The sequence below is a fragment of the Mangrovimonas futianensis genome (assembly GCF_021245805.1).
Classification (GTDB): Bacteria; Bacteroidota; Bacteroidia; order Flavobacteriales; family Flavobacteriaceae; genus Mangrovimonas; species Mangrovimonas futianensis.
In genome coordinates this window covers 90,706-104,656 of record NZ_JAJJNF010000001.1, presented here as the reverse complement: position 1 = coordinate 104,656, position 13,951 = coordinate 90,706, and the positions used below count along the sequence as shown (strand labels likewise).

Here is a 13,951-nt window from a genome sequence, read left to right as displayed (position 1 = left end):
AGATACAAAGTATTCATCACATAGGATACTAAACAGTTGTTAAGTACCAAATGCTAAAACTTATTAAAAGTAAGATGCTAATGATGCTGTAGAAGCGCATTCCTTTTTTAGGTCTTAATTCCTTGGGTGTATGTTTGCTTGTAATTAAGATGTAATTAACAACAGCATAAAACGGGGCTGTTAAAAAGGAGAGAATTGTGGCTATTTTTACTAACATAGCCATTTCGGATAGGAAAAAAACAAAAATAATTAAGGTACCTATTGCCAATCCTACCATCCAATAAAAATAGCCTTTATTATAATTTTTGTTAAAAAGGAGTTCTACCGATTTGGACATGGCTCTAGGAGAAGCGTCTAAAGTAGTTAAGGTTGTGCTAAACATGGTGGTAAAAGCAGCTAAAGCAATTATTAAATAGGTCCAATTGCCAAGAGTTTGGGTATAAAGAGTAATGAGTTGGTTGGCAAATGAGGAAGCTTGCGGACTGAATGTTTCGCCGCTATGGTTCATGACTAGGGCTCCCAAAGCTAAAAAGCAACAGCCTACTAATATGGTACTCATAAAGCCAATATTGAAATCGAATAAAATTGACTTTTGGGATAATTCGGGATTCAATTTTTTCTTTTCTAGAGTCCATAAAGATTGCCAAATGGATACATCCAAGGGTGCTGGCATCCAACCCATAAAAGCAATTAAAAAAGAAATGGCTAAAGTGTCTGATGGAATTATTTGTTCAAATGATAAAGGTTGATCCGTGTTTGGGATGGCTATAATCACGGCAATAATTGTGCTTAAAGTGAGGGTGATGACGATCACTTTCATTAAATGGTCCAAAAAGGAGTACTTGCCATTTAATAGAATAAAAAAGCAAATGCCTAAAACAATAAATGCCCACCATTCAATAGGTAAATTAAACCCGAAGAGGGTGGATGCCAATCCAGCGGTAACGATTGTAACTGCTGTTTGGATGGTAAACATTGTTGCCAGATTCAGTAGGAAATAAATCCATAGAATGGGTTTTCCTAGCTTATGATAGCCATCCAGTAGACTCTCCCCAGTGGCTGAGGTGTATTTTGGTCCAAATTGAAAAAATGGATATTTTATGATATTGATGAAGAAAAGTGCCCAAAGCAATCCAAATCCAAAATCGGCTCCTGCTCTTGTAGATTGTACTAAGTGCGATACCCCAATGGCGGCTCCAGCAAACATTAAGCCAGGGCCTAGTTTTTTTAACCGCGATTTCATTTTGTTTTAATGATTTCGGCAAGCAGTTTTTTGGCTCTTAAAAGTTTTACCTTAACATTGTTCATGGGCTCTTTTAACTCATCTGATATTTCTTGATAGCTTAGCTCTTGGAAATATCTAAGGTTGATGATTTCTTGATAATGGGGCTTGAGCTTTTTGATGTCTTTAAGCAATTTAGCCAAGTTTTGTTCTATGATCAACTGGTCTTCGGCAGAAGGCGATTCATCTAGAATTTGATTTAGGGAATCTTCATCCTGATTGGAAATAGTTTGGGAAATTTTATTTTTTTCTTTCCGTACCATATCAATATGAATGTTCTTTGAGATGGTAATGATCCAAGTTTGAAACGAATATGATTCGTCAAAAGTGGCTATTTTATCAAAGGCTTTTGAAAATGCTTGTATGGTAATGTCTTCGGCTTCATTTTCATTACCGGTACGTTTTATTTGGTAACCATAAACATAATCCCAAAAGGAATCCAATAAAAATTTAAATGCTTTTTGATCATTTTCCTTGGCTTTTTTTATGGCTTCTTTTATTTCCAATGCTTGGGCGGGGATATGAGGTTAGTTATAAAGATAATTAATTGGAAAAAGATGAGAAAACATTCTAGAACGGGAATTATTGGAACAAGGTCTTTTTCCATTAATTTTTTCGAAGCTTTTCCCAATGCAACCCATTGAATAAGAAATCGAAACGAAATTAATCCGACAACCCAAGGCCATTGAAATAAAAATATCAAAAGGACAATGGGAAGGGTCCAAAACAGTAATTGGGTACTGTAAAATAGGCCCAAAAGAAGCTTATGCTTCGATTTATAAAGTTTCGCCGTTGAAATATGTCTTCTCTTTTGATGAATCCATGCCTTGAAAGAGGTTTTAGGTTGTGAGACCGTGAAGCTTTCTTCAGAAGAACAAATAGTGGTATTTTTCCCGTTGGCCACTTCATTTATAAAAAGATCATCATCACCGGATCTTACTTTGATATGGTTGATAAAGCCATTAGCCTTAAAAAATTCAGTTTTGGTATAGGCTAGATTGCGACCAACACCCATGTAAGGATTGCCCCAAGAAGCATAAGAAAAGTATTGAATAGCCGTTAAAAGCGTTTCGAACCGAATTAATTTATTTAAAAAAGATTTTTTAATCTTGGCATAGCTACCATAACCCAAAACAATGGATTTTGACTCTGAAAATTGTTTGCTCATTTCAGAGATCCAATGGTTGGAAACCGGTTTGCAATCGGCGTCGGTAAATAAAAGGTGTTCGTATTCTGCTGCCTTGATACCTAGGGTTAGAGCATATTTTTTATTGGCCCAAAAGGTTTCATTGTTCCTCACATTAACAATTTTGATATTTGAAAATTGTTCTTGAAATGCTTCCATGATTTCTAGTGTATCGTCACGTGAGGCATCATTGATCAAAATAACTTGAAACTTAGGGTAGTCTTGATTTAAAATAGAAGGGAGAAATGATTTTAAGTTCTCAGCTTCATTTTTAGCGCAAACAATAACTGAAACAGGTAAGTTGGGAGATACACCTATTTGCCTCCTTTTATCTTTACCAGATGGGAGTAACTTTAAAAAAAATAGATAATAGATTACTTGAATACCTACTACTCCAGAAAAAAAGTAGAAAACCCAATCAAGCCAGGTCATCAAATATTAAGAATGTTGAGGTTCGTTACAGTTTTGAAATTGGTCTGGAGTTTTTCCACAAAATCCGCATGCCTCACCATCTTTATTCAACATCGGATTTTGACTTGCACAAGTTCCTGCAAATTTTCCATCTTTTTTGGCCCAGATTTTAATTGCAATACCAGCAAATCCCAAACCTAATAATATTAAAGTAACTAAAAGAAGCTTCATAATTTTTCTTTTTGCAAAGTTAGGAATTTTAAGTTCAAAACATAAAAAGCGGGTTCCAATATTTTGAAACCCGCTTTCTTTTCTCAGTAGTGTTATTTTTAGTTATTGGTTGCTCTTATTTTTTAATAAAATTTCAGCAACACTATTTTCTTTTGTAGCCGTTTCATGCTCATTCCCTTTAGATTCAATAGTAATACTGTATCCAAGAGCATTTTCGGTATAAGGGATTTCTTTCAGCTGCCTATCGGTTTCAGTTAAGATTCCCAGGTCTACCATTTTATCCTGCAATTGAGCCCAAATTTTATACTCTTGGTCTTCAGGTAATTTAGGTAATGAAACCACATCAATCATAGAAGTTCTTTCTTTGGGATTAATATAAGCGACAGTCTTTAAGTTCTTGGCGCGTTGGTTTCCATTAATGATGTATTTTTCAGTTTCCGGATTGTTCAATTGCTTGAACTGCTTCATAATCTTGTCAATGTCTCCTCTGAGATCAAAAATTTCATCAACAATTACTTGGCTTTCATGCTTTTGAAGGCTTAAGTTATTTTTTAAGTCTAGATTTTGGGTGTATAGAAAATAAGAGGTTCCTGCAAAAATAAGTGTAGCAATACTAGCTGCTATACTTAGGTGGTACCACTTTTTTGTCTTTTTTCTAGAATTTAAATTAATAACCGGGGTTTCCTTTTCAAAAGTGTCTTCTTCATTAAGTTCATCAAGGATGTTGTCCAAGATCGCTTGAGGCGCTTCAACAGCATTGCTTTTGGCTACGATTTCCAAATTGTGTTGCAAGGTGTTGTATGCATTCTCAACTTCAGGGTACTTGGCGATGTAATTTTCCACCATCAAGCTTTCCTGCAATGTTGTTTCGTCCATCAGATATTTTTCCAACAGACCAGAATGTAAGAAAGTATTTATTTTATCATTCATGACTTTTTTATTTTGGATCGTAAATCTTTTTTAGCTCACGAAGTCCAATTTTTAATCTTGACTTAATTGTTCCAAGAGGAATATCCAATTCCTCACTTGCTTCCTGTTGCGTCATACCCTCAAAAAATAGGGCATTCAATACAATCTGATATTTCTCATCCAAAGTTTTTAAATGCTCTTTGATGTCTAGAACATCTTGATTGATACTTTCGGAAGTCAATTTATATACGTTTGAAATGTCGATTTGGATTTCCTTACTATCCTTATTTGTTTGTGACCTAACTTTATCAATAGCAGTATTATACGCTATGCGATACAGCCATGTAAAGAGTTTGGCTTTGGAAGGGTCATAAGTCTTGGCTTTTTTCCAAACTTTAATGAATGTTTCCTGCAATGCATCTTGGGCAAGGTCATCATCTGATAGAACTTTTTTTATAACACCAAAAAGCGCATCTGCATAGTTTTCATAAAGCAAGGATATGGCTTGTTTGTTGCCTCGTTCCAACAAGTCAACTATTCTTTGTTCAATGGGTGAAATCAAGCTATTATTTGTTAAAGTGTTTTATAAGTTCAATCAAAGCAGATTTCCAAAAATATAGAAATCTGGGCAAATTAAATAATATTTACCTCTGCTTCAATTGAAATATCAAAAATTCGACGTACGGTCGTTTGGATTAATTTTGACAGTTGATAAATTTCTTGCCCTGAAGCGCCACCATAATTAACGAGTACTAACGCTTGTTTGGTATGCACACCGTAGTTTTTAAACGTTTTTCCCTTAAATCCAGCCGTCTCGATAAGCCAACCAGCAGGGACTTTTACTTCAGAGTCTGAAAGAACATAGCCAGGAATATCTGGAAAATTTTCCTTGAGCTTTTCAAATGCCTTGGAAGAAATGACAGGATTTTTAAAAAAACTACCACTATTTCCAATCTCTTTTGGATCAGGAAGTTTACTTTCTCTAATATTTATGACTGCTCGAGAAACATCTTGTATGGTAGGGTTTTGTATCTCAAGACTGTCCAGTTCTTGAGTAATGGCACCATATTCTGTGTGTAAAACGTGATTTCTTTTGGTCAACTTAAAAGTGATACTAGTGATGATGAAATTTCCTTTTTCTTGAGTTTTGAAAATAGAATTTCTATATCCAAACTGACATTCAGCATTTGAGAAACTCCTAATTTCCTTGGTTTTGATGTTTAAGGCTTCGCAACTTTCCATGACATCCTTAAGTTCCACACCATAGGCGCCAATATTTTGAATGGGGGCGGTCCCTACGTTCCCGGGGATAAGCGATAAATTTTCTATTCCACCCAAGTTATTTTTGAGACAAAACAGAACAAATTCGTGCCAAACTTCTCCAGCATTTGCCTTAACCCAAACATGTTCTGAATCGTCCTTTAAAATTTCTATTCCCTTCAGATTTACATGAATGACCAGTGCATCCACATCTTTAGTCAAGAGCATGTTGCTGCCACCTCCCAAAATAAATTTATCAGGGTATTCTTTTGAATCAAGAACCTCCTTTAATTCTTCAACATCTGATATAGAGATAAATGAACTGGCTTTAACGTCTATTCCAAAGGTGTTATAAGGTTTTAGTGATATGTTTTTATGAATAATCACTAATTGGGATAAACTTTAAGAGCTTCATTAAGGATGTTAACGGCTTTTCTTAAACTGTTTTCATTTAAAACATACGCAATCCTGATTTGATTCAGTCCAACTCCTGGGGTTGAATAAAAACCGGCAGCTGGCGCAACCATAACAGTTTCTCCATTAACAACAAAATGTTCCAAAAGCCATTGGGCAAAATCATCGGCGTTTTTAACTGGTAACTCCGCAACACAATAAAAGGCTCCTTTGGGTTTGGCTACTTTTACGCCTTCAATTTTTTCTAGTTCTTCGATTAAGGTATTTCTTCTAGATACATATTCAGCTTTTACTTCATCAAAATAACTTTGAGGCGTGTTCAAGGCGGCTTCACTGGCAATTTGAGCTAAGGTAGGTGGACTTAATCTTGCTTGAGCAAACTTAAGAGCTGTTGCAATAACTTCCTTGTTTTTAGAAACCAAACAACCTATTCGAGCGCCACACATGCTGTATCTTTTAGAAACCGAATCAATCATTATAGCATTTTCTTGAATGCTTTCTTCCTGCATAATAGAGTAATGCTCAATCCCGTCATAAACAAATTCACGGTAAACTTCATCAGCAATTAAAAACAAGTCATGTTTTTTAACAATAGCCGCAAGTTTTTTTATCTCCTCTTTTGAATAAAGGTATCCTGTGGGGTTTCCAGGATTACAAATAAGGATAGCTTTTGTTTTGGGTGTGATTAACTTTTCAAATTCTTCAATAGCAGGAAGCGCAAAGTTGTCCTCTATTTTAGAAATGACAGGAACAATATTAACTCCTGAAGCCGTAGAAAAGCCATTGTAATTGGCATAAAAAGGTTCTGGAATAATAATTTCGTCATCTATATCCATAATACTTCCAAAAGCAAAGAGTAAGGCTTCGCTACCACCAGTAGTTACGATGATATCATCTTTGGAAACGTGAATGTCATTTTTTTCGTAATAACCTGCAATTTTTTGACGGTAATCATCAGAACCTTCAGATCTGGTGTAAGCCAAAATATCCAAACTGTGAATCTTTACAGCATCTAATGCAATTTCAGGCGTTTTAATATCTGGCTGACCAATGTTTAAATGGTAAACCGTTTTTCCTTCAGCATAGGCTTTTTCAGCGTAAGGTGCCAATTTTCTTATGGGGGATTGAGGCATGTCTAACCCCTTTTTGGATATTGCAGGCATAGTATTTTTTTAATTTTATTGGAGTGCAAATTTCGAAATAATCTTAAACTTTATTTAAAAATAAATGCAAAAAATTATAGGTTTCCTAAAGATTTGTAAATTCAATGAAATAGAATCGCTTGATAGCTTATGATGCGGTATGTTTTGACATTGATTTTGGCATGCTCCTTTCAATTCAGTTTGGCTCAAGGACGATATGTGATTCAAAACAAAAAGGGATCGGATAAAATCCATTTTAAATTAGTTAATAATTTAATAGTCATACCGATAAAAGTGAATGGGGTAGAATTGTCTTTTCTTTTGGATACTGGGGTAAGCAAACCTATTATTTTTAATTTCTTAAATCTGACAGATTCCCTTCAAATAGAAAAAACATCAACCATTTTTCTTAGAGGTTTGGGTGAGGGTCAAGCTGTGGAATCCATCAAGTCAGAGGGAAATGTAGTGCAGTTGGGAGATGCCATTAATGTCAATCAAGATCTGTACATCATTTATGATTCGGCATTGAATTTTACGCCAAGGTTGGGTTTTCCTTTGCATGGAATCATTGGCTTTGACCTTTTTAAAGACCTGATAGTAGAAATCAATTATTCTTCAAGATTTATTCGGATTACAGATCCCAAAATATTTCGTTATAGGCACTGCAAAAGTTGTGTGTCCTTGGAAATGGAATTACATAAGAACAAACCCTATGTTGATGTAGCTGTAGTTTTAATGGAAGAGGAAATTCCTGTGAAGTTATTGGTTGATACAGGCGGGAGTGACGCACTTTGGCTATTTGAAAATAAGAGGATTGTAAACAATCAATCTTATTTCAATGATTTCTTGGGGCATGGGTTAAGCGGAAGTGTTCATGGTAAACGTTCCAAGTTAAAGAAGTTTATCTTAAAAGAATTTGAATTAAAGAATACAAATGTGTCTTTTCCTGACACATCTGATATAGCCTATATCAAAAAAATTAAAGGCAGAGATGGCAGTTTGGCAGGAAACATTTTGAAACGATTTAATTTGGTGGTCGATTACCCCAATTCAAAAATTAGTTTTAAAAAGAACCGACATTTTAAGGATCCTTTCAGCTATAATAATTCAGGGATTGAATTGGAGCACGATGGAGTTCGATTAATAACAGAAGAAAAAGCTTACTATGAAATGCAACAAGTTAATCGAGAAGATAATAATATGCCCTCAACTAAAATAGTTTTGAATCCCAGCTATAAATTGGCATTAAAACCAGCTTTTTCAATTGTTGAGATTAGACCGGGATCTGCGGCAGAGAGGGCAGGTCTTGAATTGGGTGATGTAGTTTTATCTGTTAATGGTAGACCGTGCGAAAAATATACACTACAAGAGGTGATGTTAAAATTTTATGAAGAGGTAGGTAAGGAAATAGAGCTTGAAGTAGATAGGAATGGCGATGTTTTGGAATTTAAATTTGAATTAGAATCCCCGTTTAAAAAATAAAAGCCTTGATTTCTCAAGGCTTTATTAAATGATACTTCCTATGGAATTATTTTTCCATTAAGCTTTTCTGTTTTTTTTCTAGAACGCTACTTTTACTAGGGTCAATGACCTCTCCTTTGATTTTTAAAACTACAGTAGGAGTTTCAGCATTAGAAGTTACAGTAATCGATTTTCTAATAGGCATCACACGTTTTGTGTCATACTTAACTTTGATTTCTCCTGTATCCCCTGGCATGATTGGTCCGTCTGGTTTCTCAGGTACCGTACAACCACAGCTTGACTTCACATTAGTTATAATCAGTGGGGCATTTCCAGTATTGGTGAATTCAAATGTTCTGACACCATCAGCGCCTTTTTCTATGGTTCCGTAGTCAATAACGTCTGTTTTAAATTCAATTTTAGCTACCTTATCCTGTGCTGAAACGCTCAAGGTCAATAATCCAACAAACAAGATTGTAATTAAATTTTTCATAATATTTCTATTTAATTCATTGTAAACATACTCACTTTTTGTGCCTAACGCAAAAAAATTAGATGTAATGCGCCCAAAAAAAATGGAAATCCTTGATTTTAAGGCCTAAATCTTATTTCGAAAAACAACAAAATATAAGTACTTTTGCGGGATATATTCCAAAAACTATTCCAAAGTATGAATATTCCATCAAAATATGATGCTAACCAAGTTGAAAGTAAGTGGTATGACTACTGGATGAAACACAATTACTTTCATTCTAAACCTGATAATAGGGAACCATATACCATTGTTATTCCACCTCCAAATGTGACTGGAGTTCTTCATATGGGACATATGTTGAACAATACCATACAGGATGTGTTGATTAGAAGAGCTCGTTTACAAGGTAAAAATGCTTGTTGGGTGCCCGGAACTGACCACGCATCCATAGCTACTGAAGCTAAAGTGGTAGCTAAATTGAAATCGGAAGGAATTGATAAAAACGATTTAAGTCGAGAGGAGTTTTTAAAGCATGCTTGGGATTGGACTCATGAGTACGGTGGGGTTATTTTGGAACAGCTTAAAAAATTGGGTTGCTCTTGCGATTGGGAAAGGACCAAATTCACTATGGATCCTGAAATGAGTGAATCTGTAATTAAGGTGTTTGTAGATCTTTATAACAAAGGGTTAATTTACAGAGGGTACCGCATGGTGAATTGGGATCCAGAGGCAAAAACGACCTTGTCAGATGAAGAAGTGATTTATGAGGAGCGTCAAGGATTATTATATTACTTATCATATCCTATTGAAGGCAGTGATGAGACGGTAACTATTGCTACCACAAGACCAGAGACTATTTTAGGAGATACGGCAATTTGTATCAATCCTAATGATGAAAGATATGCCCATCTAAGAGGCAAAAAGGCCATTGTGCCACTTTGTAATCGAGTCATTCCTATCATTGAGGATGAATATGTGGATGTAGAATTTGGTACGGGTTGCTTGAAGGTGACACCTGCACACGATGAAAATGACAAGAACCTGGGAGAGAAGCATAACCTGGAAGTGATTGATATATTTAATGCGGATGCCACATTAAATAGCTACGGATTGCAATATGAGGGGAAAGATCGTTTTGTTACTCGTAAGGAAATTGCCAAAGAATTGGAAGAAAAAGGATTTTTGGTAAAAACCGAAAATCACATCAATAAAGTAGGAACTTCAGAAAGAACCAAAGCTGTCATTGAACCAAGATTATCAGATCAATGGTTTTTGAAAATGGAAGATTTGGTGAAACCAGCCATTAAGGCGGTTTTAGAGGATGAGGAAGTTAAATTATTTCCTAAAAAGTTCGAAAATACCTATCGCCATTGGATGGAGAACATCAGAGACTGGAACATCTCCCGACAATTATTGTGGGGGCAGCAAATTCCTGCTTTTTACTATGGTGATGGAAAGGAAGATTTTGTCGTTGCAGAAACTATGGAGGATGCTCTTGTCTTGGCTCAAGAAAAGACAGGAAATGCCCTACTTAAGACTTCAGATTTAACCCAAGACTCTGATGCTTTGGATACTTGGTTTTCTTCTTGGTTATGGCCCATGAGTGTTTTTGATGGTATCAGAAATCCAGAAAATGAGGAAATCAAATATTACTATCCAACAAACGATTTGGTTACAGGACCAGATATTTTGTTTTTCTGGGTAGCCAGAATGATTATTGCTGGGTATGAGTATAAGGGAGAAAGACCTTTTGAAAATGTGTATTTGACAGGTCTGGTTAGAGACAAGCAGCGCCGAAAGATGAGCAAATCTTTGGGTAATTCTCCAGATGCTTTGAAGTTGATTGAAGAGTTTGGTGCAGATGGTGTCAGAGTAGGACTGTTATTAAGTTCTGCAGCAGGAAATGACTTGTTGTTTGACGAAGCACTTTGTCAACAAGGAAAAGGTTTCGGAAATAAAATTTGGAATGCTTTTAGGTTAATCAAAGGATGGGATGTTGATGAAACTATCGAACAACCTGAATCTAGTAAAATAGCCTTGGAATGGTTTGAAGCTAAATTTCAGCAAACTCTTGTAGAGATTGAAGACCATTTTTCAAAATATAGATTAAGTGATGCTTTGATGGCAACCTATAAGTTGATTTGGGATGATTTCTGCTCTTGGTTGTTAGAGATGATTAAACCAGCATACGGAGAAGCTATTGATGCTAAAACCCTTCAAGGTGTTATTACCATTTTTGAAGACAATTTAAAAGTTTTACATCCGTTTATGCCATTCCTTACTGAGGAAATATGGCAATTTATCTCAGATCGTACACCAGAAGAGGCTTTGATTGTAGCTAAGTGGCCCGCTCAAAAGTCATTTGATCAAGCTTTAATTTCAGAATTTGAAATGGCTCAAGAAGTGATTTCGGGTATAAGAACGATTAGAAAAGATAAGAACATTGCTTTTAAAGATGCTGTGGCATTTTCGGTAATAAATAATGAAGAGGTTAAGCCTACTTTTGATAGTGTCATTCAAAAATTAGGAAACTTAGAAGGTGTTGAGTATACCAACGAAGCTGTTGATGGGGCTATTACTTTTAGGGTGAAATCCAATGAATATTTCATCCCTATGTCGGGTGCTATTGATGTGGAAGAGGAGATGAAAAAATTAATGGAAGAGTTGAATTACACCGAAGGCTTTTTGAAATCTGTCCAAAAGAAGCTGTCCAATGAGCGCTTTGTAAATAATGCGCCAGAGCAGGTTGTTGCAGCTGAGCGAAAAAAGGAAGCGGATGCTTTGGCAAAAATAGATACATTAAAAGCAAGCTTGTCTTCTTTGAAGTGATGAAAAAGAATCAAATCTACACCATAATTGCGATTGCTATTGTGGTTGGGATATTTTCCTTTGAAACTTTTTTAAATCAAAAGGAAAAAGAAAGCATAGTTAAAGAAGGAAGAGAGATTGGTGATCGAACCAATCTCTTTTTTTTGCCCAGTAGTACAACCGGTGTGATCGTGCATCATCAAGGCTATTCCTTGTCATATAGTGAAGCCTATGAGCAAGCAGAATGGGTTGCTTATGAGCTTTTGGAGGATCAACTTTCTGATGTGGACCGAAAACGGCCTTACTTTGAAGTCGATGAAGCCATACCAACAGGTGCTGCTAGTTGGAGAAATTATAAAAACTCGGGTTACGATAGAGGACATTTATGTCCTGCGGCAGATAGGCAATTTGATGAGGACTTATTCAACGAAACTTTTTTGACTAGTAATATTTCTCCACAGAATCATGAATTTAATTCTGGTATCTGGAATAGTCTGGAGCAAAAGGTGCGTTATTGGGCTAAATCATACCATGGGGTTTATGTGGTCACAGGCGGTGTTTTAAAACCGGGCCTTGAAACCATCGGGTCAGAGAAGGTGGCTGTTCCAGAATACTTTTATAAAATAATCCTGGATTATAATGAGGGTAAGCCCAAAGCCATTGCTTTTTTGATGCCTAATCGGGCTTTGGAAAGAAAAATTAAGCCATATATTGTATCTGTCGATTCTATAGAGAAGTTAACTGGCATTGATTTTTTTCCAAAAATGGAAGATAGATTAGAGGAAGAAATGGAAGTCAAATGGGATGGATCGGGATGGAAATTTTAATATAATTTTTTAAGAATCCCCTTCCATCTGTAATTTCTAATATACTTACCTTCTTCGCTGGTGACCGTGAATTCAGGTTTTTCTTTTAAGGCTTTAAGGTAGCCAGCTATGTAATCTCTAAAATAATTGAAACTTTTCTTTTTAACACTTAATTTTAGAGCTGAAATGGTGGTGAGTATTAGCCCGTACCTCATTTTGTACATTGCTTCACCCTGTAAATGTTTGGCGGCTTTATTATAAGAAGCTCCGGTGGGTTTCAAATGTTTGACATGAAGTGTGTCATCTGCAAAGAAGTTCCAGCCGTAGAATTTAGCTAGTAGTTCATCAATGGTATCCCAGCCCATGGTTCTTTTTAGCTTGCCTATTTCCAAAAAACAGTCTTTTCTGTAAGCTTTTAACGCACCTCTTATATGGTCTTTTCCTGTTAAATCTTCTAAGACCCATTGACCATTATTTTCAATATAACAAACACCGGCTGCCATTCCCAATTTAGGTGATTCTTTGAAGTGATTTGCTAATGATTCCAAGTAGTTCAATGGAAAGATCAAATCAGCATCATATTTACAAATAACATCATATGCTTCATCTAAGGTATCATATCCTTTATAAAAGGCGTTGATGATTTTGGTTCCAGGTAAATGTTCATTGGAAGAGGTAACGGTTACTAGTTCTATGAAGTTATGGGATTTTGAAAATTCTTCTACAATGTTTGGAGTATCATCTGAAGAATGATCATTGACTACCACAATTTTTTTTGGCAATAAAGTTTGATGGACTAGAGAATTTAAGGTGTCTCCTATGGAATCCGCTTCATTATGGGCAGGTATAACAATGTAAAAGTTCAATTATTGAATTTTTTCAGCATAAACAATATAATAACGAGGAGTGAACCATCTTAGTATGGGCCTAATTCCCAGTTTTTTTGTTGGATTGGTCCATTTTTGTCGATCCAAAATTTTCCAACCTGCTTTTTCTAATAACCAATCAAATTGCCAGTCTTCAAATTCATGGTAGTGCCTATCCCACAAGTCTGTTTTGCTTCTGTATGCAGGAGAAAACCAAAGTCTCAGAGGAATACTTGCAACTAATCTGTCTGCTTTTATTGACTTTAAAACCGTAAAAGGAGAGAGTAAATGTTCGAAGATTTCAAAAGCGGTGACCACGTCTGCATTAGAGTTTTCAATGGCTTCGGTATTTAAATCCAAATCTTCACCTTTGGTGTTAGATACCTGGAATCCTTCCTTTTTCATGATTTCGGAAAAGGGATTTGAAACCCCCAAATCTAAAACCTTTGAATCCTTTGAAATATGTTTGTATAAGAATTCTAATGTGTTTTTAAATCTTTTGTTTGGATATGTTTTCTCGTACATCTGGTAGGAATAAATGACATGGTGCAAATATATAATTTCAAAATAAAGTTGTTATAATTTATAATTGTTAAAGAAGATGTAGGCTTTTTTTGTAATTCATAATTTTCACGTAGGATTTTTTTTAAAGGCTTGATTGATTTATATTTATAGAAAATTGCTGTTTGAAAATATCTTT

General features: G+C 35.5%; 14 protein-coding genes. 3 read left to right on the top strand and 11 right to left on the bottom strand.

Going from position 1 to position 13,951, the window contains the following annotated elements:
• Positions 1-28: 28 nt before the first annotated feature.
• From LOK78_RS00520 to LOK78_RS00485, 8 genes are all read right to left on the bottom strand, one after another.
• Positions 29-1,243 (bottom strand): Nramp family divalent metal transporter, encoded by a 1,215-nt coding sequence (locus LOK78_RS00520; RefSeq protein WP_232633114.1) that lies wholly within the window; start codon positions 1,241-1,243, stop codon positions 29-31.
• Positions 1,240-1,788, bottom strand: coding sequence for an RNA polymerase sigma factor (locus tag LOK78_RS00515; RefSeq protein ID WP_053971453.1), 549 nt, complete (start codon positions 1,786-1,788; stop codon positions 1,240-1,242). The genes LOK78_RS00520 and LOK78_RS00515 overlap by 4 nt, the downstream gene beginning before the upstream one ends.
• Positions 1,779-2,900, bottom strand: a complete 1,122-nt coding sequence (locus LOK78_RS00510) for a glycosyltransferase (RefSeq protein ID WP_232633495.1) — start codon at positions 2,898-2,900, stop codon at positions 1,779-1,781. The genes LOK78_RS00515 and LOK78_RS00510 overlap by 10 nt, the downstream gene beginning before the upstream one ends.
• Positions 2,901-2,906: 6 nt before the next feature.
• Positions 2,907-3,110 (bottom strand): hypothetical protein, encoded by a 204-nt coding sequence (locus LOK78_RS00505; RefSeq protein ID WP_053971455.1) that lies wholly within the window; start codon positions 3,108-3,110, stop codon positions 2,907-2,909.
• 102 nt (positions 3,111-3,212) lie between these two features.
• Complete coding sequence (locus LOK78_RS00500) at positions 3,213-4,040, bottom strand: anti-sigma factor domain-containing protein (protein WP_053971456.1); 828 nt, start codon at positions 4,038-4,040, stop codon at positions 3,213-3,215.
• A gap of 7 nt (positions 4,041-4,047) precedes the next feature.
• On the bottom strand, positions 4,048-4,581 hold the full coding sequence (locus tag LOK78_RS00495) for an RNA polymerase sigma factor (protein WP_053971457.1): 534 nt from the start codon (positions 4,579-4,581) through the stop codon (positions 4,048-4,050).
• A gap of 71 nt (positions 4,582-4,652) precedes the next feature.
• On the bottom strand, positions 4,653-5,666 hold the full coding sequence (murB, locus tag LOK78_RS00490) for a UDP-N-acetylmuramate dehydrogenase (protein ID WP_232633113.1): 1,014 nt from the start codon (positions 5,664-5,666) through the stop codon (positions 4,653-4,655).
• A complete protein-coding gene (locus LOK78_RS00485; RefSeq protein ID WP_232633112.1) occupies positions 5,666-6,856 on the bottom strand; it encodes a pyridoxal phosphate-dependent aminotransferase in 1,191 nt (396 codons plus the stop codon). The genes murB and LOK78_RS00485 overlap by 1 nt, the downstream gene beginning before the upstream one ends.
• A gap of 129 nt (positions 6,857-6,985) precedes the next feature.
• On the opposite strand from LOK78_RS00485, the gene LOK78_RS00480 reads away from it, so the two are divergent.
• Positions 6,986-8,317 (top strand): PDZ domain-containing protein, encoded by a 1,332-nt coding sequence (locus LOK78_RS00480; RefSeq protein WP_232633111.1) that lies wholly within the window; start codon positions 6,986-6,988, stop codon positions 8,315-8,317.
• A gap of 46 nt (positions 8,318-8,363) precedes the next feature.
• On the opposite strand, the gene LOK78_RS00475 is transcribed toward LOK78_RS00480, so the two are convergent.
• A complete protein-coding gene (locus tag LOK78_RS00475; RefSeq protein ID WP_053971461.1) occupies positions 8,364-8,789 on the bottom strand; it encodes a DUF1573 domain-containing protein in 426 nt (141 codons plus the stop codon).
• A 177-nt stretch (positions 8,790-8,966) separates the two neighbouring features.
• Between LOK78_RS00475 and LOK78_RS00470 the strand changes: the two genes are divergently transcribed.
• Positions 8,967-11,600, top strand: coding sequence for a valine--tRNA ligase (locus tag LOK78_RS00470; RefSeq protein ID WP_232633110.1), 2,634 nt, complete (start codon positions 8,967-8,969; stop codon positions 11,598-11,600).
• Positions 11,600-12,406 carry a DNA/RNA non-specific endonuclease gene (locus LOK78_RS00465; protein ID WP_232633109.1) on the top strand — a complete coding sequence of 269 codons (807 nt, stop codon included), beginning with the start codon at positions 11,600-11,602 and terminating at the stop codon, positions 12,404-12,406. The genes LOK78_RS00470 and LOK78_RS00465 overlap by 1 nt, the downstream gene beginning before the upstream one ends.
• On the opposite strand, the gene LOK78_RS00460 is transcribed toward LOK78_RS00465, so the two are convergent.
• Both LOK78_RS00460 and LOK78_RS00455 read right to left on the bottom strand, forming a co-directional pair.
• The gene (locus LOK78_RS00460) at positions 12,403-13,251 is read right to left on the bottom strand and encodes a glycosyltransferase family 2 protein (RefSeq protein WP_232633108.1); all 849 of its coding nucleotides are present in this window, start codon (positions 13,249-13,251) and stop codon (positions 12,403-12,405) included. The genes LOK78_RS00465 and LOK78_RS00460 overlap by 4 nt on opposite strands.
• Entirely contained in the window at positions 13,252-13,776 is a 525-nt protein-coding gene (locus tag LOK78_RS00455) for a class I SAM-dependent methyltransferase (protein WP_232633107.1), read from the bottom strand.
• Positions 13,777-13,951 lie beyond the last annotated feature (175 nt).